The sequence below is a fragment of the Bradyrhizobium guangdongense genome (genome assembly GCF_006483445.1).
Lineage (GTDB): Bacteria > Pseudomonadota > Alphaproteobacteria > Rhizobiales > Xanthobacteraceae > Bradyrhizobium > Bradyrhizobium guangdongense_A.
This window is the reverse complement of sequence record NZ_PPPT01000110.1, coordinates 1-18675: the sequence shown is the minus strand read 5'-3', so window position 1 is coordinate 18675 and position 18675 is coordinate 1. Positions and strand designations below refer to the sequence as shown.

The 18675-nt window shown below is 64.2% G+C and carries 18 protein-coding genes; 10 read left to right on the top strand and 8 right to left on the bottom strand.

The window, feature by feature from the left end:
- Positions 1–4: 4 nt before the first annotated feature.
- Entirely contained in the window at positions 5–547 is a 543-nt protein-coding gene (locus C2U70_RS16315) for a CDP-alcohol phosphatidyltransferase family protein (protein ID WP_140979449.1), read from the bottom strand.
- A gap of 153 nt (positions 548–700) precedes the next feature.
- Between C2U70_RS16315 and purM the strand changes: the two genes are divergently transcribed.
- The 3 genes from purM (at position 701) to C2U70_RS16300 (ending at position 3770) form a co-directional block, all read left to right on the top strand.
- On the top strand, positions 701–1774 hold the full coding sequence (gene purM, locus C2U70_RS16310) for a phosphoribosylformylglycinamidine cyclo-ligase (protein ID WP_140979448.1): 1074 nt from the start codon (positions 701–703) through the stop codon (positions 1772–1774).
- A 5-nt stretch (positions 1775–1779) separates the two neighbouring features.
- Positions 1780–2442 (top strand): phosphoribosylglycinamide formyltransferase, encoded by a 663-nt coding sequence (purN, locus tag C2U70_RS16305; protein WP_140979447.1) that lies wholly within the window; start codon positions 1780–1782, stop codon positions 2440–2442.
- 170 nt (positions 2443–2612) lie between these two features.
- A complete protein-coding gene (locus C2U70_RS16300) occupies positions 2613–3770 on the top strand; it encodes an autotransporter outer membrane beta-barrel domain-containing protein (protein WP_140979446.1) in 1158 nt (385 codons plus the stop codon).
- 16 nt (positions 3771–3786) lie between these two features.
- Here the strand turns inward: C2U70_RS16300 and C2U70_RS16295 are convergent, their stop codons facing one another.
- Positions 3787–4830, bottom strand: a complete 1044-nt coding sequence (locus C2U70_RS16295; protein ID WP_140979445.1) for a LysR family transcriptional regulator — start codon at positions 4828–4830, stop codon at positions 3787–3789.
- A gap of 65 nt (positions 4831–4895) precedes the next feature.
- Between C2U70_RS16295 and C2U70_RS16290 the strand changes: the two genes are divergently transcribed.
- The 5 genes from C2U70_RS16290 (at position 4896) to C2U70_RS16275 (ending at position 8469) form a co-directional block, all read left to right on the top strand.
- Positions 4896–5513, top strand: coding sequence for a hypothetical protein (locus tag C2U70_RS16290; protein ID WP_186294300.1), 618 nt, complete (start codon positions 4896–4898; stop codon positions 5511–5513).
- Positions 5500–6120, top strand: a complete 621-nt coding sequence (locus C2U70_RS16285) for a GNAT family N-acetyltransferase (RefSeq protein ID WP_140979444.1) — start codon at positions 5500–5502, stop codon at positions 6118–6120. Before C2U70_RS16290 ends, C2U70_RS16285 begins: the two co-directional genes overlap by 14 nt.
- A gap of 25 nt (positions 6121–6145) precedes the next feature.
- On the top strand, positions 6146–6712 hold the full coding sequence (locus C2U70_RS16280) for an isochorismatase family protein (protein ID WP_433960680.1): 567 nt from the start codon (positions 6146–6148) through the stop codon (positions 6710–6712).
- A gap of 47 nt (positions 6713–6759) precedes the next feature.
- Positions 6760–6930 (top strand): hypothetical protein, encoded by a 171-nt coding sequence (locus tag C2U70_RS33040; protein ID WP_186294298.1) that lies wholly within the window; start codon positions 6760–6762, stop codon positions 6928–6930.
- 153 nt (positions 6931–7083) lie between these two features.
- Positions 7084–8469, top strand: coding sequence for an aspartate aminotransferase family protein (locus C2U70_RS16275; protein ID WP_140979443.1), 1386 nt, complete (start codon positions 7084–7086; stop codon positions 8467–8469).
- Between the two features lie 205 nt (positions 8470–8674).
- On the opposite strand, the gene rnd is transcribed toward C2U70_RS16275, so the two are convergent.
- The 5 genes from rnd to C2U70_RS16250 form a co-directional block, all read right to left on the bottom strand.
- A complete protein-coding gene (rnd, locus tag C2U70_RS16270; RefSeq protein WP_140979442.1) occupies positions 8675–9823 on the bottom strand; it encodes a ribonuclease D in 1149 nt (382 codons plus the stop codon).
- Between the two features lie 407 nt (positions 9824–10230).
- Positions 10231–11553 carry an ABC transporter substrate-binding protein gene (locus C2U70_RS16265; protein ID WP_140979441.1) on the bottom strand — a complete coding sequence of 441 codons (1323 nt, stop codon included), beginning with the start codon at positions 11551–11553 and terminating at the stop codon, positions 10231–10233.
- An 11-nt stretch (positions 11554–11564) separates the two neighbouring features.
- Entirely contained in the window at positions 11565–12446 is an 882-nt protein-coding gene (locus C2U70_RS16260; protein ID WP_140979440.1) for a carbohydrate ABC transporter permease, read from the bottom strand.
- Positions 12443–13393: a carbohydrate ABC transporter permease gene (locus C2U70_RS16255; RefSeq protein ID WP_186294297.1), complete on the bottom strand. Its 951-nt coding sequence runs from the start codon at positions 13391–13393 to the stop codon at positions 12443–12445. The genes C2U70_RS16260 and C2U70_RS16255 overlap by 4 nt, the downstream gene beginning before the upstream one ends.
- A gap of 1 nt (position 13394) precedes the next feature.
- A complete protein-coding gene (locus tag C2U70_RS16250; RefSeq protein ID WP_140979438.1) occupies positions 13395–14243 on the bottom strand; it encodes a phosphodiesterase in 849 nt (282 codons plus the stop codon).
- A 214-nt stretch (positions 14244–14457) separates the two neighbouring features.
- Between C2U70_RS16250 and C2U70_RS16245 the strand changes: the two genes are divergently transcribed.
- On the top strand, positions 14458–14991 hold the full coding sequence (locus tag C2U70_RS16245) for an REP-associated tyrosine transposase (RefSeq protein ID WP_140979437.1): 534 nt from the start codon (positions 14458–14460) through the stop codon (positions 14989–14991).
- Positions 14992–15213: 222 nt separating this feature from the next.
- Here the strand turns inward: C2U70_RS16245 and C2U70_RS16240 are convergent, their stop codons facing one another.
- Positions 15214–16686: a protein adenylyltransferase SelO gene (locus tag C2U70_RS16240; protein ID WP_140979436.1), complete on the bottom strand. Its 1473-nt coding sequence runs from the start codon at positions 16684–16686 to the stop codon at positions 15214–15216.
- Between the two features lie 195 nt (positions 16687–16881).
- Between C2U70_RS16240 and aspS the strand changes: the two genes are divergently transcribed.
- Positions 16882–18654: an aspartate--tRNA ligase gene (gene aspS, locus C2U70_RS16235; RefSeq protein WP_140979435.1), complete on the top strand. Its 1773-nt coding sequence runs from the start codon at positions 16882–16884 to the stop codon at positions 18652–18654.
- Positions 18655–18675: the final 21 nt, after the last annotated feature.

Here is an 18675-nt window from a genome sequence, read left to right as displayed (position 1 = left end):
GGTCCTACTTGGCCTCGATCGCGCTCATGTGCCGCAACCACTCGACGAGGTAGAGCGACACCGAGGAGAGCGTGAAGATCGTCACGAAGCCCATCAGGATTATATCATAAGGCCCGGGCTTGAAGCCGAAGGCGAGTGCGGCGAGCACCAATGCCGCAAACGCCACCTGGGCGACGGTGTTGAGCTTCGACACCATCGAGGGCTTCATCGCCACCGGCCGGTCGAACAGCCAGGACACGATCACGGCCGCCACGATCATGATGTCGCGCGAGACCACCAGGATCACGATCCAGCGCGGGATCGCGCCCCAGATGCCCAGCGCCATGTAGATCGACACCAGCAGCATCTTGTCGGCCAGCGGGTCGAGCAGGGCGCCGAGCTCGCTCGTCATGTTGAAGCGCTTGGCCAAAAAGCCGTCGATGGCGTCACTGACGCCGGCGATCAGGAACACCGCGAACGCAATCTCCATTTGGCTGGAAACGATCGCCCAGACGATGATCGGGACCAGCATGATGCGGCCCAGGGTAATGATGTTCGGAATACTCACGCGGCGCTTCCCGGCACCCGGTCTGACCTCAAATCCGGTCCTTTGCAGGCCGAACCGGTTGATATCTACATAGTACGGCGCCTCGCGCTATGCGAGCCATTGCGCGTCCCCTGAAATCGACGTAACCAGCCGCAACCCCACTGGAAATCGGGCATGACCGACCGCAAAAACGGCCTTACCTACGCCGATTCAGGCGTCGATATCGATGCCGGCAATCGCCTCGTCGACCTGATCAAGCCGATGGTGCGCGCCACCGCGCGGGCCGGCGCCGACGCCGAAATCGGCGGATTCGGCGGCCTGTTCGACCTCAAGGCGGCCGGATTCAAGGATCCTATCCTGTGTGCTGCGACCGACGGTGTCGGAACCAAGGTCAAGATCGCGATCGAAACCGGCCTGCATGGCGGGATCGGCATCGACCTCGTGGCCATGAGCGTCAACGACCTCGTGGTGCAGGGCGCCGAGCCGCTGTTCTTCCTGGATTATTTTGCCTGTGGGAAACTCGATCCCGAGGCGGCCGCTTCGATCGTGGCCGGCGTGGCCGAGGGCTGCCGGGAGTCCGGCTGCGCCCTGATCGGCGGTGAGACCGCCGAGATGCCCGGCCTCTACAAGGACGGCGACTACGATCTCGCCGGCTTTGCGGTCGGCGCCGCCGAGCGCGGCACGCTTTTGCCGCGCAAGGATATCGCGGCGGGCGATGCCGTGATCGGGCTCGCCTCGTCGGGCGTCCATTCCAACGGCTTTTCGCTGGTGCGCAAGATCGTTGCGCAGTCCGGCCTGGGCTTCGCCGCGCAGGCGCCGTTCTCGCCGGTCATGACGCTCGGTGGCGCGCTGCTCGCGCCGACCAAGCTCTACGTGAAGTCGTGCCTGCGCGCGATCCGCGAGACTGGCGCGGTGAAGGGCCTTGCCCACATCACCGGCGGCGGTTTCACCGACAACATTCCGCGCGTGCTGCCGAAGGGGCTGGGCGTCGGCATCGATCTCGCCAACCTGCCGGTGCTGCCCGTGTTCAAATGGCTCGCGGCGCAAGGCGGCATCGCGGAGCTCGAAATGCTGCGCACCTTCAACTGCGGCATCGGCATGATCGCGATCGTCGAGCCGGATGCCGTCGATAAGGTCGTCGAAGTCTTCAAGGACGCCGGCGAGACGGTCGCCGTGCTCGGCAAGGTCATTCCGGCCGAAGGCGAGCATCGCGTCGTCTATAACGGTAACCTCGACCTCACGCTGTAGGCCCCATGAAGCGTCGCGTCGCCATTTTGATCTCGGGCCGCGGCTCCAACATGGCCGCGCTGATCAAGGCAGCAGCCGCACCGGATTTCCCGGCCGAGATTTCGCTCGTGATCTCGAACAAGGCCGATGCGCTCGGCCTGGAACGGGCGAAAGCCAGCGGCGTCAAGACGCTGGTGATCGAGAGCAAGCCGTTCGGCAAGGACCGCGCCGGTTTCGAGGCGGTGTTGCAGGGTGCCCTCGACCAGCACGGCATCGAGCTGATTTGTCTGGGTGGCTTCATGCGGCTGTTCACGGCCGAGTTCACCAGGGCCTGGTACGGCAAAATGCTCAACATCCATCCCTCGCTGCTGCCGTCCTTCCCCGGCCTCGACCCGCACGGCCAGGCCTTGCGTGCCGGCGTCAAACTCTCCGGCGCGACCGTGCATTTCGTGATCCCCGAGACCGATGCCGGTCCGATCGTGATGCAGGGTGCGGTCCCCGTCAGCGATCACGACACGGCGGACACGCTCTCCGAGCGCATCCTCGAGATCGAGCATCGCATCTATCCGGAGGCACTCCGGCTGCTCGCGCAAGGCAAGGTCAAGATCGAGGGCGACGTCTGCAGAACGGCGGGGAGCGGGGCCTCGGAGAATTTCCTGATCGCGCCGGTCTCAACCGACGCGCAGTGAGCGCGAAATCCGTCGGCCCCTGTGGCCGCGGAAGCACAACCCGGCGCAATCGTCCCTGTCGTGGGAGTTCAACCGATTGACCCCCTGCGCCAGTTCGGCGCAAATCGCCCATTGCGGTCGCGGATATCAACGGTTTTTCGCGCCGTCATTTGCGTTGGGATTGTGTCGTTATGCGCAGTGCGCGGCCGTCAGGACCAGGACGGACGATCTGGCTGGATCGGCTCCGCCGGATCGCGGCCGTGCTTGTGCTTGGGTTCGGATTGTCCCTGGCCGCCGCGCCGGCCTTCGCACAGAGCCCGACGCCAACGCCGACCCCGACCCCGACGCCGACACCGTCTCCGACCCCGATCCCAACTCCATCGCCGACCGCGACCAATTTCGAGCGCGCGATCGGCAACACCACGCTCGACCTCGGTTCAAACTTCCTGGAGCGGCTCGGCAATCAGGCCTCCAACGGCTTCAACCGCACGATGCGCAACAATCCCGGCGGCGGCGGCGCCTCGTCGGAGACGGAAGCGCCGCGCTACCGGACCTGGTTCGAGGGCTACGGGATCTCCGCCCGCACCGACGCGCAAGGTGATTTCGTCGGCGACAAGCGCAAGACGTTCGGCGGGGTGGCCGGCTTCGGCGCGCGGCTCGCGCCGGGCGTCAATATCGGTTTCTCCATCGACCAGGGCCGCACCGATGTGGACGTGCCGCTCGCGCTGCAATCGGCAACGCTCGACCTGACGCAGATCGGCTTCAACGGCTCGATCGACAAGGGACCGTGGACCTGGGCTTTCGCCGCCGTGCACGGCTTTGGCAATGTCCGCTCCAGCCGCGACACCGGCTTCGGTCTGGCGACCGCGCGCTACCACGCCGCGATCGACGGCGCGCTCACGGAAGTTAGTTATTACTGGACGCAGGACCAGGCGCGCATCGTGCCCAAGGGCGCGCTCGAATATGTCCGCGCCACCAGCGCCGCATTCAACGAAGTCGGGGGACTCGATCCCATGGCGGTCGGGGCGACGGCATTGGCGCGCGCGCGCGTCATGATCGGCGCCGAGGTCGGCCGCTACTTCATCTTCGACCAGAAGATTCTGGACCTGTCGGCCTACGGCAAGTTCGTCGACAATTTCTACCAGGACCTCGGCTCGATCCAGGTCAGCCTGGGCGCGCAGAGCATCGTGGTGCCCGGCATCGGCGAGAGCCGCTACGGCGTGGATGCGGGGGGCTCGGCCTCGCTCAGCCTGACCAACACCGCGCGGCTCTACGTCAATTACGACACAAAACTGCGCAGCGAATTCCGCTCGCACCAAGGCACGGTTGGCTTCGAATACAAATGGTAGGCCGGCTTCCCGCCGCTCACATCGGCTCTGCCGCGATGTAGCCGGCCAGCCCGACGCTCTCTCTTGCCGCCGCCATCATCGGTACCAGCGCGTTCGGATGGATGAACTCGTCGCGAAAGCAGGGATAGGTCTTTGGATCGAAGATCTTCTTCAGCCACTCGACCACGATCTTGTGCCGCTCGGATGCGCGGAATTCCTTGTGATAGGTGAGCCAGAGATCGGCATGGTGGCTGACGCCGAGATCGACGGCGACGAGCGGCGCACCGAGCGCGATCGACACCGTCGGCAGGAAGCCGATGCCGGCGCCGCGCTCCACCGCATAGAGCACGCCGATCGACGAGTTGGTCTTGATCCCGACGATGCCCTCCAGCGATTTCAGTCCGAGGATGCGGGCATAGGCGGTGTCGTCGACCTGCGGCGCGCTCTGCTTGACGATGCGATGGTTCTTCAACTCGGCGAGCGTGGCCGGCACGCCGTGCAGGCTTTCATAGTCCCGCGAGACGAAGGGATAGATGTGCAGCCTGCCGAGCTTGGCGACGATGAGATCCGGATTGGTCGGCGGCTCCAACTGGATCGCGATGTCGGACTCCAGCCGCGCGACGTCGGCCTGCTCCATCGCGCAGCGCAGGTCGACGGTGATCTTGCGGTAGGTCTTCTGGAAGTCGATCAGGCGCGGCAGGATCCAGAAATTGCCGGGGCCTTCGGTCACCGCGACGCGCACCGTGCCCGTGGTATCGCTCGAGGAGCGCGACGCGCGTCGAAACACGTTGAAGGCGTGACGCTCCATCAGCGACACGTCCGAGATCATCGCCGTGCCTTCGTCGCTCAGCGTGAGCCCGCTCTGGTCACGCAGGAAAAGCTTGCAACCGATGCTCTCCTCGAGCCGGTCGATCCTGCGCATCAGCGTCGTCGAGGTGAGGCCGAGCTCTTCGGCGGCGTTACGGAAACTTTTATACTTTGCGCACGCTAAAAACAGCTTCAAATCATCCCAGGACGCATCCAGGGACTCTTCACTTCGGTGCTGCATCATCGCAGCACCCCGTTGCAATAGTTGCTGCATACGCCTGATCCTGACCCGCTAAGCTCTCCACCGTAACGGGATGGGGGAAACGATAGATGCGCAATATGGGTATGGAAAGGGGCTCGTTTGCCGCAAGGCACGAATTTGACGCCCTGCCGCTCAGCCCCGACGTCGATGTCCATTGTGCGCAATATTCCGAACTTGCAGCACTTGCCGACATGGCCCACCGGCTCGTGCCGGGCGTGCGGATCGGGGAACCGGAGCTCGCGCGCTACTTCACCTTCGATCCGCAATGTCTGCTGACCTTCAGCCGCAAGGGCAGTTTGGTCGGCGGCATGGCATTTCTGTACCTCAACAGCCTCGGGCATGACGCGCTGCTGCTCGACGAAATCCGCCTGACCGAGCCCGACACGCGCCATCTCGCCTCCGGCGATGAGGAGGTGTCGGCGATCTACATCTGGGCGATCGCGGCCACGGGGCGGGGCATCGCGGGGCTCGGCAAGGCCTCCGCGCATTTGCGGCAACCGCGGTTTCGCAGCGCTGACTGCTTCGCCCAGCCGTCGACGGCGGCGGGGCGCGACATCATGAAAGCGACGGGATTTGCGCCTATCCCGAGCTTCCAGCCCGACCTCTGGTGTTACGAGCGGCCCTGGAATCGACAACCAGTGCGCATGCCGGGCTCAATTTTCGAAGCAAGGAGTTTTGCAGATGCACGGCACTAGAATTCCGAATGCCAAACCCGACTCCCGCGCCATCTCCATTCGCATTGCGCGCGATCCCAGCGATCTCATGCTGGTCACCGCCATTCGCTCGGCGGTCTATCTCGCCGAGCAGGATTGTCCGTTCGACGAGGAGTTCGACGGCAACGACCTCGTGGCCGCGCATTTCATCGGCTTCGTCGGCAACGAGCCCGCGGGCTGCCTGCGGGTGCGTTTCTTCGGCGAATTCGCCAAGGTCGAGCGCCTTGCGGTGCGCCACCAATATCGCCGCTCCCGCGTGTCGTTCAAGCTGGTGCAGGCCAGCGTCGACTATGTGAAGCGCAAGGGCTTTCGCAAGATCTACGGCCAGGCACAGGACCGGCTGGTCGACTTCTGGGCTCATTTCGGCGCCAAGCCGCTCGGCCACAACAGAAAGATCACCTTTTCCGATTTCTCCTATACGGAGATGGTGCTCGAGATCGAGCCCGGGCCCGACGCCATCACGCTGGACAGTGATCCTTACGTGATTATCCGCCCCGAAGGAGACTGGGACCGGCCTGGTGTACTTGATGCCTCGGCGGGACGGGCGGTGACCTCGCCGCTGCGGACCCTGTCCGCCGCTGATCGATGAAATTGGTGCAACTACAAGCAAGACGATGCTGGCTTCCTCTCTTCAAGACGATCCGCCGATCCTGGTTTGCGCGGATCTGCAGGTCGAATACCTGACCCCCGGGCGTCGCCACGTCATTCTCAATGGCGACGCCGCCACCTCGCGCGGCCTCGAACTGCTGACGCTGTGGCGCGACAATCTCTGGCCGGTGATCCACCTCAAGCGCATCGCGCAGGCGGCCTGGTTCAATCCGGCATCCAAGCTGACCGACTGGATCGGCGAATTGAAGCCGCGGCCCGGCGAGATGACCTTCGAGCACCCGCTGCCGTCGGCCTATAGCTCGGCGCGCTTCGTCGACTACACCTCGAACATCAAGAATTTCCGTTGCGTCCTGCTGGGCTTTTCCCTCGACGAGACCGTGCTTGCCACCGTCGTCGACGGTTTTCACCGCAGCCACCGCTACCAGGTGATCGCCGACGCGGTTGCCTGCCGCAGTCCCGGCACGGGAGACGCCGCCGCTTACAAGCAAGCGGTGATGTCTGTGATCGGCAATTTTGCTAATGTGCAGGCAAGCGCCGAGCTCCTCAGGACCAGCGGCGCCATCGCGGTGTGACAAGCCGCCGCCGGCTCTTCGACCGGCGACAAGGATGGATGGGAAACTTGTCTCGGGGGCAACAGCTTGAGGAACTGGCGAGCGATCTGTCGCTCGTCGTCGAGACGGCGCGCCGGCTCAACCTGCCGACGACCGTCTATCTCCTGTCCATGGCGCTGGTCGAGGTGAGGGAAGCGGCTGAGGCCGAAAGCGGCGACGACGATGACGGGGCGGCGTAAGGACGCACAGTTTCTTCATGCAACGCTGCCCGGCATTTGTGCCCCATGAAATGACGTTGCAAGTTGCGTCCAGTGGCAATAGCCAAGATGGCAACGCTTTCTCCAGACAAGGCTTGCGTCGGTGCGACCGATGCCAGCCTTAGGGATACCGCAATGACCATGCTACCGAACTCGCAAGAAGCCCGCGACGTCGCCTATCAGCTCCACGCCTACACCAATGCGCGATCCCACCAGCAGGCTGGTCCGCTGGTGATCGAGCGCGGCGAGGGGCCTTACGTCTATGACGCGGCCGGCAAGCGCTATCTCGAGGCGATGGCGGGGCTGTGGAGTGTCGGGCTCGGCTTCAGCGAGAAGCGGCTGGTGGACGCCGCGCATCGCCAGATGCAGGCGCTGCCGTTCTACCACACCTTCGCCTCGCGCTCGCACGGCCCCTCGATCGACCTCGCCGAGAAGCTCGTGAAGATGGCGCCGGTGCCGATGAGCAAGGTGTTCTTCACCAATTCGGGCTCGGAAGCCAACGACACCGTGCTGAAGCTGATCGCCTATCGCTCGAATTCGCTGGGCCAGCCGCAGCGCAAGAAGGTCATCAGCCGGATGCGCGGCTATCACGGCGTCACCATTGCGTCCGCAAGCCTCACCGGCCTGCCGAACAACCACCGCTCCTTCGACCTGCCGCTGCCGAACATCCTGCACACCGGCTCGCCGCATCACTACAAGGACGCGGCACCGGGTGAGAGCGAGGAAGCGTTTGCGACCCGGCGTGCCGAGGAGCTCGACGCGCTGATCCAGAAGGAAGGGCCTGAGACGATTGCGGCCTTCTTCGGCGAGCCCGTGATGGGCGCCGGCGGCGTCATCGTGCCGCCCACGACCTATTGGGAGAAGATCCAGGCCGTCCTGAACAAGTACGACATTTTGCTGGTCGCCGACGAGGTCATCTGCGGCTTCGGCCGCACCGGCAAGATGTTCGGCTGCGAGACCTACAACATCAAGCCCGACGTGCTCGTGGTCTCCAAGCAGATCACCTCAAGCTATTTCCCGTTCTCGGCGATCATCATGAACGATCGCATGTTCGAGCCGATCGCGGATGAGAGCAACAAGATCGGCGTGCTCGGCCACGGCTTTACCGCCGGCGGTCATCCGGTCGGGTCAGCCGTTGCGCTGGAGAATTTGAAGATCATCGAGGAGCGCGGCCTGGTCGCGCATGCCGCCGAGATCGGCGCCTACATGCAAGCGCGGTTGCGCAAGCTCGCCGACCATCCGCTGGTGGGCGAAGTCCGTGGCGTCGGCCTGATCGCCGCGGTGGAGCTGGTGCTGGACAAGGGCCGCAAGGTCGCGGCCGCAACGCCCGGCGCGCTCGGCGGCGTCGCAAGCAAGCTGCTGCTGGAGCGCGGCATCATCTCGCGCAACATGCTCGATGCGCTGGCGATCTGCCCGCCGCTGATCGTCGGCAAGGCTGAGATCGACGAGCTGGTGGACGGGATCGCTGGGATGCTTGAGGATCTCAAGGCGGAAGCGGCGAAGCTGACGCCGGCGGCGTAGGGCGGGAGCTGTCTCCGTAGCCTGCATAGTTGCAAGCGCAACTCTATCACCGTCACCCTGAGGTGCACGTCCTGCGGCTTGCCGCAGGGCGAGCCTCGAAGGGCGACGGCCCAACCAGCTGCAGCGGGGGCGTTTCATCCTTCGAGGCTCACCATGCAGCGCGTGCGCGCCGCATGGTTCGCACCTCAGGATGACGGTGCTCGAACTACGCCCGCTGCACCCCGATCACGCGGCCCTTCTCGATCGCCAGCGCAAGCTCGCCGCGCTTCAGCTTCAGCGCGGCATCGCCGAACAGCTCGCGACGCCAGCCGCGCAGGGCGGCGACGTCGGCCTCGTCATCGGCGGCGATGGCTTCGAGGTCGTCGACGGTCGCGATCACCTTGCTGGCGACGGCGTGGCGCTCCGCCGTCATCCGCAGCAGCACCTTCAACAGCTCGACGATGGCCTGGCCGTTGGAATTGTTGCGCGGCTTTTCCAGCTTGGGGAGCGTTGAGAGGTCGCGCGCCAGCCCGCGTTGCACGGCGGCGACGATGTCGGCGCCCCATTTGGATTTTTCAAAGCCCTTCGGCACCGAGCGCAGATGGGCGAGCTTCTCCACCGTGTTGGGCGCGTGGGTCGCGATGTCGCTGACGGCTTCGTCGCGCAACACGCGGCCGCGCGGCACGTCGCGGCTCTGCGCCTCCTGCTCGCGCCAGGCGGCGACCTCCATCAGCACGGCGAGGTCTTTTGGCTTGCGCACCCGCGTCTTCAGCCGTTCCCAGGCGCGCTCGGGGTGGAAGTCGTAGGTGCGGGGCGAGGTGAGGACCTCCATCTCGACGCTGACCCAGTCGCTGCGGCGGCGCTTCTTCAGATCGGCGTCGAGCGCTGCGAAGACGTCGCGCAGATGGGTCACGTCGGAGACCGCGTAATGCATCTGCTCCTTGGTCAGCGGGCGGCGCGACCAGTCGGTGAAGCGGTGGGTCTTGTCGGGGCGGTGTCCCGTGACCTTCTCGACGAGCTGGTCATAGGCGATGCTGTCGCCATAGCCGAGCACCATGGCCGCGACCTGGGTGTCGAACACCGGGTGCGGGATGATGTTGGCCTGGTGCCAGATGATCTCGATGTCCTGGCGGGCGGCGTGGAACACCTTCAGCACGCTCTCGTTGCCCATCAGCTCGAAGAACGGCTTGAGGTCGATGCCCTCGGCCAGGGTGTCGATGACAACGGCTTCCTCGGCGCTCGCCATCTGCACCACGCACAACAGCGGGTAGTAGGTGGTCTCGCGCAGGAACTCGGTATCGACTGTAATGACGGGGTGCTTGGCCAGCCTGCTGCAGGCAGCGGCGAGGTCAGCGGTGGTGGTAATCAGATCCATGAACGGCCCATGACAAGTGTATCAGCCGTTCTGCCGAAAGCGCTGATATGTCAAGGGGCTCGTAGCGAATTCGAGCCTTGCATTTCAAGTGGAATCGTCAGGCCAGGCCGGTTTTCCCGGCGGATTCCCGTGGATCGCGCCCGCAAAATCCTACTCGTAACGGATCCGGCTGGACGGCTTGCGGCTGCACGGCATCGCCACCACGACCACGCACATGGCGAGCATCGCCAGTCCCAAAAACTCGAACACCAAGACGTCCACGGCGCAAATCCCCCAGGAGAACATTGCTAAAGTTGTCCGGGGTGAATTGAGGGTCTGTTAATTGTCGTGGTTACCGGCGCCGGGGCGGCCGCGATGGTGGACGGGGGGTTAACGGCCCGACGCCCATGCGCCGGGCCGTCGGTCTCTTACGGCAGCTTCAGCGCCGTCTCCGCATTGTACGGCTTGAGCAGCTCGTCGGCGGCCTTCTGCGCGGCGACGAGTGCTTCCTTCGGCTGCTTCTTGCCGTTGAGCACCAGCATGACCTCGTCCTCGAGGGTCTTGCGCACCGGCACGGTCTTGTAGGTCGCAAACCAGGGCTTTGCGACCTCGAGCTGGTCGACCGCGGTCTTGGCGTCGGGGTTCTTGGCCAGGAACTCGACCATCTCCGGCGTCTTGTAGGCGGCCATGTTCGGCGCGAAGTAGCCGGTGGCGCGGCTCCACCAGCCGCTCTTCTCGGGCGAGGTCATCCACTTGATCAGCGTCCAGGCAGCCTTCTGCTTGTCGGCCTCGAGCCCAGCCGGAATGATCAGCGAAGCGCCGCCGATCGGCACGGCATTGCGGACGTTGCGCGGAATGAACGCGACCTTGTAGGGGAATTTTGCGTTGTCGCGCACATAGGTCAGCGACCCCGTCGAGAGCATCATCATCGAGGCGTTGCCGGAGATGAAGGAGGTGCTGACGGCGGGACCGGGCGTCGCGCCGGGCGCGTGAACCTTGTGCTTGGCGACGAGGTCGTTCCACCAGGAGAGCGCGCCCAGCATCGAAGGCGTGTCGTAATAGACCTCGCCGCCGAACTCCTCATTGTAGTAGCGCCCGCCATTGGACATGGTGAGCGTCTCCATCATCCAGCCGCAATAGTCGTAGGCGCAGGGAATCGCGATGCCCCAGCGGGTGACCTTGTCGCCATCGCGCTTGGTGAGTTTCTTGGCCCAGTCGGTGATCTCAGCCCAGGTCTGCGGCGGCTTGTCCGGATCGAGGCCGGCTTCCTTCGCGTGCTCGGCGTTGATGTAGAGCAGCGGCGTCGAGTTGTGGAAGGGAACGCCATAGACCGAGCGGTTGATCACGGCATTGCCGTGCAGCGCCGGAAAGAACTGGCCGAGGAATTGCGCCTTGGTGGCGCCGTCGGCGGCGATCAGGGAATCGAGATTGGTGAGCTCGTTCTCGATCTGCATGTCGAGTAGAAAGTTCGCCGACATGATCACGGCGGCGGGCGGCTTGCCGGCCTTGATCGCGGCGCGGGTCTTGATCAGCGTGTCGTCGTAGGAGCCGGTGTAAACCGCGGTCGCCTTGATGTCGGGATGGGTCTCGTTGAACTCCTTGATCAGCGTGCCCATGTCGCGGGCGAGCTTGCCGTCGACGGGAACGGGGAAGAACAGATCGATCTCGCTCGGGCCTTCGCCGGCGAGGGCAGGAAAGGCGAGCGCACCGGCCATGGTGAGGCCGAGCATGAGCCTGCGGGAGAGCAGCATCGAAGATTCTCCTATTTGATGCCTGAGGTGACGAACGAACTGATGAAGCGCTTCTGGAAAATGAGGAACGTGACGAGCAGCGGCGCGATCACGAACAGGGTGCCGGCGGCGATCGTGCCCCAGGCCTGCGTGCCTTCCGCGGTCTTGGTGAAGACGGAGAGGCCGACGGTGAGCGGGCGCTTGTCCGGCGAATTGATCACCATCAGCGGCCACAGGAAGTCGTTCCAGTGGCTGGTGACGGAGACGATGGCAAAAGCCGAAAAGCTCGGTAGCGACAGCGGCACATAGATGTTACGGATGCGCTGCAAGACGCTGGCGCCGTCGATCAGGGCGGCGTCCTCGAGCTCGGGCGGAATCGCTTCAAAGGCCTGGCGCATCAGGAAGGTGCCGAAGGCCGAGGCGAAGAACGGCATCATCACGCCGGTGAGCGTGTCGTAGAGGCCGAGCTTTGCGACCAGGGTCAGGTTCGGCACGATCAGCAGCACCGGCACCAGCATGAGCTGCATCAGGAACAGATAGAAGATCAGCGTCTTGCCGGCGAAGGCGAGGCGCGCAAAGGCAAAGCCCGCCAGCGTCACCGTGACGAACTGCACGAGCAAAATGCCGGTGCAGATGATCGTCGTGTTGAGGAAGTAGCGCGGGAAATCGCCGATCTCCCAGGCGTCCCTGATATTGTCGAGCGTGGGTGTGAAGCTCGGCATCAGCTCGGCCATCAGGTTGATGCCGTCGGAGGCCGGTCGCAGTGTCGCAACGGCCATCCAGAGGAACGGCACCAGCCAGACGAGCGCGATCAGCACCACCAGCGCGAAGCCGAGCTTTGGCGTGATCTCGCCGCGGGTGGCGAGCGGCGCGTCCCTGAACAGCCGGTCGAGCAACTGCTTGAACCCTTTCATGGCCCGCCCTCCCGGTTCGCCAGCGAGCGGAAGGAGAGCGCGGTGAGGGTCATCAGCACCGCCAGCGTCAGCAGCGTCGCCGCCGAGGCCTTGCCGATGTCGTAATGCTCGACCGCCTGCTGGTAGACGTAGAACAGCACCAGATTGGTGGCGTTCGACGGGCCGCCTTGCGTCATGACGAAGACCTGGTCGACCTGCGTCACCGCATTGAGCGTCGCGATCACAGTGACGAACAGGAAGGTCGGCTTCAGCTCCGGCAGGATGATGTGGCGGAAGCGCTGCCAGGGCGAGGCGCCGTCCAGATGCGCCGCCTCCATGACGTCGTCAGGCACTGACTGAAGGCCTGCCAGGAAGAACAGCATGTAATAGCCCGCGTTCTTCCAGATCGTGATGATCATGATCGCCCACAGCGCGATGTCGGGGTCGCCGAGCCAGTTCGGCAGCACCGGAAGCAGGCGGCCGATATAATGATCGAGCAGCCCGACATTGGGCAGGAAGACGAACATGAACAGCGCCGAGGCCGCGACCATCGGGATCAACACCGGCAGGAACAGCGCCGCGCGCAGCGCGCTGGTCACGGCATTGGTGCGCGAGAGCGCCAGCGCGAACAGCAAGGCAAGGGCGATGCTCGGGATCGCCGTGCCGACGGCGTAGATGAGATTGTTGATGACAGCGCCGGCAAAGGCGGGATCGGCAAGCACCGCGTTGATATTGTCGAGACCGACGAAGCGCACCGGCGCCTTCGGCGTGGCGCGCGCGTAGAGCGCATCGACGAACACGCGTCCCATCGCGCCATAGGTGAAGAGCGCGAGGAAGACCAGCGAGGGCGCCAGCAGGAGGTAGGCCGGCAGCGAGGCTTTGAGGGTCGAAGAGACACGCGTGAGGATGTGCAGCCGCGGCGGCACTGACGCCGCGACCGGGAGAGCCGCGGGTTCGGCGAGGCTCATCTCACCGCGCCGCGAAGTTGAGCGCATAGTCGCGGTCCTCCGTCCCCGCGGGCGGGGCGAAGGGGAAGCGCAGACTGTCGTCGAGGAAGTCGTGGCTGTGCACGACCAGATTGTCGTCGTCGATCAGCACGACGCCATAGGCCGGCGGCTCGTGGCTTGCGAGATGCGGCGCGCTCGCATCGAGCTCGAACCAGACCTGGTGGTTGGTGCCGCGCAGCGTCGAGAACGGGATTCTGCCAAAACTGCCGAAAATCGGACGGTGCACATGGCCGAAGAAGAGATGGCGGATTCGCGCACGATAGGGCGCGATCACCTCGGCGAACTCGGCGCTCTGCTTCAGCGCGATCTCGTCCATCGCATGCACGCCGACGGGGAAGGGCGGATGATGCATGAAGACGACGAACGGCATGTCAGGCGGTGCCTTCGCGAGCGTCTCCGCAAGCCAGCCAAGGCGCTTTGCGCACATCTCGCCGGCGTGGCTGGTCTCATCAAGCGTGTCCAGGAACACGAACAGCCCATGCTCGGTCGTGCGCGTCCCCTGCACGAAACCGTTGGAATCGCGCGGCGCGGCCTTGAGGCCGTCGAGACAGGCGACGCGCTTGTCGTGGTTGCCGACCATGGCGATGTAGGGAATTGTCAGCGCCGCCATCGCGTCGGCGAAATTGACGTAGGATTCAGGCTCGCCCCAATGCGTGAGGTCGCCGGTCACGACCGCAAAGGCGGCATCGGACTGGTGCCTGTTGATGTCGGCGATCGCAGCATCCAGCCGCGCGCGCGGGTCGAGCCCATAGAGCTTCAGCCCGGGGTTCGCGAGATGCGTGTCGGTGAGATGGATGAATTTGAAGGGCATGGGCACGCGCTTGTCATCACGTTGGAGGATGGGCGCCTCCGGCAAGACGGCCCTGACAGGGCGTTAGAGCGCGTGTGTTTCAGTTTGATGACAGGGGTTCGCGTCTCCACAGCGCGGATGTGTAGGGTGGATTAGCCCGGCGGCTGCGCAAAGCGCAGTCCGCCGGGCGTAATCCACCACTGTGAGCCAACTCCAAGTTGTGCTATTCGAGAGTATGTCCGACTACCGCCGCGCATTCGTTCCGGGAGGATGCTGGTTCTTCACGGTGAACCTGCTTGATCGACGAAAAACCCTGCTGACCGATCAGATCGAACTCTTGCGGGAGGCGGTTGCAGCTACACGCCAATCCCATCCGTTCGCGATCGATGCCTTCGTTGTCCTGCCGGATCATTTGCACGCAATCTGGAAGCTTCCACAGGGCGATTCTGATTTTTCGGTGCGCTGGCGGTTGATCAAGACCCGCTTTGCCAAAGCGCTGCCTGCAAACGAACGATTGAGCGCAGTCCGCGCCGCTCGAAAAGAACGAGGCATTTGGCAACGGCGTTTTTGGGAGCATCTTGTCCGCGACGAAGCCGACTACGCTCGCCACGTCGAGTATTGCTATTTCAACCCCGTGAAGCACGGATACGTCTCGAAAGTGTGCGATTGGCCGTATTCGTCGTTTCACCGCGATGTCCGCGCCGGATTGTTTCCGCAGGATTGGGGCGGAGATTCCAAGGTCGTCGGTGAGTTCGGAGAGCGAGGATAGGCCCATTGGTGGATTACGCCTTCGGCTAATCCACCCTACGAGGTGGTCGCGGTCGATCGGAAAAAGGGATGACTATCGTGGAAGTCTTACGTTTTTTGTTTTCTGCCAAGCGTAGAAGGTTCGTAGGGTGGATTAGCGAAGCGTAATCCACCTCTTTACTCTCAGCATATTGAGAAAAGTGGTACGCCTTCGGCTAATCCACCCTACGAATCCGAGCAGGCCTCACGTCCCGCAAAACGTCTGCAACACCCGTTGGTCCGGCAGCGGCGGATCGGCGTAGGCGGCAAACTCCGGCTGGTCCTCGAACGGTTTTGCCAGCACCTTCACCAGCTCTTCGAACGGCGCGTAGTCGTCGTCGCGCGTGGCAGCCTGGATCACGGCTTCGACGCGATGGTTGCGCGGGATGAACATCGGATTGACCGCGTGCATGGCGGCTTTTCGTTCGGAAGCCGATTGCGGCTCGAGCGCCGTGCGCGCGCGCCAGCGGCCGGCCCAGTCGTCGAAGGCTGCCGGCTCCATGAACTGCGCGCGGACGTCGGCGGCGTCATCGGCCGCGGCGTCGCCGAGTTTGCGGAAGGTGAGGGTGAAGTCGGCGCCGTTCTTCGCCATGGCATCCAGCAGGTCCTGGATCAGCGCCTCGTCGCCGTCGCGCGCCGTGAACAGGCCGACCTTTTTGCGCAAACCCGCCTGATAGGCGGCGCTGAACTGGTCCGAGAACGCGCCGAGGATCTCCTGCGCTTCGGCAACCGCCTTCTCCTGCTCGTCGGAGAACAGCGGCAGCAGGCATTCGGCGAGCCGCGTCAGATTCCACAATGCGATGCGTGGCTGGTTGGCATAGGCGTAGCGGCCCATCTCGTCGATCGAGGAAAACACCTGCGCGGGATCGTAGGCATCCATGAAGGCGCAGGGGCCGTAGTCGATGGTCTCGCCTGATATCGAGCAATTGTCGGTGTTCATCACGCCGTGGATGAAGCCGACCAGCAGCCAGCGCGCGACGAGTTCGGCCTGCCGCGCGACGACGCCGCCAAGCAGCGCGTGATAGGGCCGCTCGGCGCCTGCGAGCTCGGGATAGTGGCGCGCAATGACGTGATCGGCGAGCTTTCGGACCGCATCGGTATCGCGGCGCGCGGCAAAGAACTGGAAGGTGCCGACGCGGATGTGGCTCGACGCGATGCGCGTCAGCACGGCGCCCGGCAATGCGGCCTCGCGCAGGACGTGCTCGCCGGTGACGACGGCGGCAAGCGAGCGCGTGGTCGGGATACCCAACGCGAACATGGCTTCGCTGACGATGTACTCCCGCAGCACCGGCCCAAGCGCGGCGCGGCCGTCGCCGCGGCGGGAGAACGGGGTCGGGCCACTTCCCTTGAGCTGGATGTCGCGGCGGACGCCGTCCCTGTCGATGACCTCGCCAAGGAGAATGGCGCGGCCGTCGCCGAGTTGGGGAACAAAGTGCCCGAACTGGTGGCCGGCATAGGCCATGGCGATGGGATCTGCGCCGTCAGGTACGCGCTTGCCGGCGAGGATCTCGGCGCCCTCAGGCGTCTCCAGGACATCGGGATCGAGCCCGAGCTGGAGCGCCAGCGGCCGGTTCAGCTTGATCAGCCTCGGCGCGGCCACAGGGGTGGGCGCGACGCGGGCGAAAAAGCTGTCCGGCAGCGCCGAATAGGAGTTTTGGAAGGGGAAATGGATGGTCATGGAGGTAAAGATAGGCGCGGAACGCCCATCAGCAAAGGCTCAGGCTGCCGAGGCCCAAAAATGGGCCGTTCGGGCCCAAAACAGGCGTTTCCCTTGGTTGCCGCCTCCGGCCTCGTCGGGTAAACCCTGCCGCAACTTCGGACCGGCCGTTTAGGCCGTTCGATTCGATCCTCCGACATTGAATTTGGGACGACCATGCATCGCTACCGGTCACATACATGCGGCGCGCTCCGCGAGAGCAACATCGGCGAGACGATCCGCCTTTCGGGCTGGGTCCATCGCGTTCGCGACCATGGCGGCGTGCTGTTCATCGATTTGCGCGACCATTACGGCCTGACCCAGTGCGTGGTCGACCCGGACTCGCCGGCGTTTTCGCTCGCCGAAAAGCTGCGCTCGGAATTCGTGGTCAAGATGGACGGCAAGGTCCGCCGCCGCCCCGAGGGAACCAACAATGACGAACTCGCGACCGGTCAGGTCGAGGTCTATGTCAGCGAGATCGAGGTGCTGGGCCCGGCGGGCGACCTGCCGCTGCCTGTGTTCGGCGACCAGGAATATCCGGAAGACATCCGCCTGAAATATCGCTTCCTCGACCTGCGCCGCGAAAAGCTGCACCAGAACATGATGATGCGCGTCGAGATCATCAAGTCGATGCGCCGGCGCATGGAGGGGCAGGGCTTCTTCGAGTTCAACACGCCGATCCTGACCGCGTCCTCGCCGGAGGGCGCGCGCGACTTCCTCGTGCCGTCGCGTATCCATCCCGGAAAATTCTACGCGCTGCCGCAGGCGCCGCAGCAGTACAAGCAACTCCTCATGATGAGCGGCTTCGACCGCTACTTCCAGATCGCGCCCTGCTTCCGCGACGAGGACCCGCGCGCCGACCGTCTGCCGGGCGAGTTCTACCAGCTCGACGTCGAGATGAGCTTCGTTACGCAGGACGACGTCTTTGCGGCGATGGAGCCGGTCATAACCGGCGTGTTCGAGGAGTTTGCCAAGGGCAAGCCCGTGACGAAAGGCTGGCGGCGGATTCCGTTTGCCGAAGCGCTGCGCAAATACGGCAGCGACAAGCCTGATTTGCGCAACCCCATCGAGATGCAGGACGTCTCCGAGCATTTCCGCGGAAGCGGCTTCAAGGTCTTTGCGCGCATGCTCGAAGACCCCAAGAACCAGGTCTGGGCGATCCCGGGCAAGGGCGGCGGCAGCCGCGCCTTCTGCGACCGCATGAATTCGTGGGCGCAAGGCGAAGGCCAGCCGGGCCTCGGCTACATCATGTGGCGCGAGGGCGGCGAGGGTGCGGGTCCGCTTGCGAACAACATCGGGCCTGAGCGCACGGCCGCAATCCGCGCGCAACTCGGCTTGAACGCAGGCGACGCTGCCTTCTTCGTTGCCGGCGATCCCGACAAATTCTGGAAGTTCTCCGGCCTGGCGCGCAACAAGGTCGGCGAGGAGTTGAACCTCACCGACAAGGACCGGTTCGAGCTCGCCTGGATCGTCGACTTCCCGATGTACGAGTACAACGAGGAGGACAAGAAGGTCGACTTCTCGCACAACCCGTTCTCGATGCCGCAGGGTGGTCTCGATGCGCTGAAGGGCCAGGACCCGCTGACCATCAAGGCGTTCCAGTACGACATCACCTGCAACGGCTACGAGATCGCCTCCGGCGGCATCCGCAATCACGTGCCGGAAGCCATGGTGAAGGCCTTCGAGATCGCAGGCTATGGCGAGCAGGAAGTGGTCGACCGCTTCGGCGGCATGTACCGCGCCTTCCAGTACGGCGCCCCGCCGCATGGCGGCATGGCCGCGGGCGTCGACCGCATCGTGATGCTCTTGTGTGGCACCAACAATCTGCGCGAGATATCGCTGTTCCCGATGAACCAGCAGGCCATGGACCTCCTGATGGGTGCCCCGTCGGAAGCCACCACAAAACAGCTCCGCGAGCTGCATATCCGGGTGAACCTGCCGCAGAAGTAAGGGTTCTTCGCCTCTCCCCGC

Excerpts from the sequence above, each read along its gene's own strand:
- aspS (WP_140979435.1), top strand. The coding sequence starts at position 16,882 with ATGCATCGCTACCGGTCACATACATGCGGCGCGCTCCGCGAGAGCAAC.
- C2U70_RS16245 (WP_140979437.1), top strand. The coding sequence starts at position 14,458 with ATGTCCGACTACCGCCGCGCATTCGTTCCGGGAGGATGCTGGTTCTTC.
- C2U70_RS16250 (WP_140979438.1), bottom strand. The coding sequence starts at position 14,243 with ATGCCCTTCAAATTCATCCATCTCACCGACACGCATCTCGCGAACCCC.
- C2U70_RS16255 (WP_186294297.1), bottom strand. The coding sequence starts at position 13,393 with ATGAGCCTCGCCGAACCCGCGGCTCTCCCGGTCGCGGCGTCAGTGCCG.
- C2U70_RS16295 (WP_140979445.1), bottom strand. The coding sequence starts at position 4,830 with ATGCAGCAACTATTGCAACGGGGTGCTGCGATGATGCAGCACCGAAGT.
- rnd (WP_140979442.1), bottom strand. The coding sequence starts at position 9,823 with ATGGATCTGATTACCACCACCGCTGACCTCGCCGCTGCCTGCAGCAGG.
- C2U70_RS16275 (WP_140979443.1), top strand. The coding sequence starts at position 7,084 with ATGACCATGCTACCGAACTCGCAAGAAGCCCGCGACGTCGCCTATCAG.
- C2U70_RS16240 (WP_140979436.1), bottom strand. The coding sequence starts at position 16,686 with ATGACCATCCATTTCCCCTTCCAAAACTCCTATTCGGCGCTGCCGGAC.
- C2U70_RS16290 (WP_186294300.1), top strand. The coding sequence starts at position 4,896 with ATGGGTATGGAAAGGGGCTCGTTTGCCGCAAGGCACGAATTTGACGCC.
- purM (WP_140979448.1), top strand. The coding sequence starts at position 701 with ATGACCGACCGCAAAAACGGCCTTACCTACGCCGATTCAGGCGTCGAT.
- purN (WP_140979447.1), top strand. The coding sequence starts at position 1,780 with ATGAAGCGTCGCGTCGCCATTTTGATCTCGGGCCGCGGCTCCAACATG.
- C2U70_RS16265 (WP_140979441.1), bottom strand. The coding sequence starts at position 11,553 with ATGCTGCTCTCCCGCAGGCTCATGCTCGGCCTCACCATGGCCGGTGCG.
- C2U70_RS16300 (WP_140979446.1), top strand. The coding sequence starts at position 2,613 with ATGCGCAGTGCGCGGCCGTCAGGACCAGGACGGACGATCTGGCTGGAT.
- C2U70_RS16260 (WP_140979440.1), bottom strand. The coding sequence starts at position 12,446 with ATGAAAGGGTTCAAGCAGTTGCTCGACCGGCTGTTCAGGGACGCGCCG.
- C2U70_RS16285 (WP_140979444.1), top strand. The coding sequence starts at position 5,500 with ATGCACGGCACTAGAATTCCGAATGCCAAACCCGACTCCCGCGCCATC.
- C2U70_RS16280 (WP_433960680.1), top strand. The coding sequence starts at position 6,146 with ATGCTGGCTTCCTCTCTTCAAGACGATCCGCCGATCCTGGTTTGCGCG.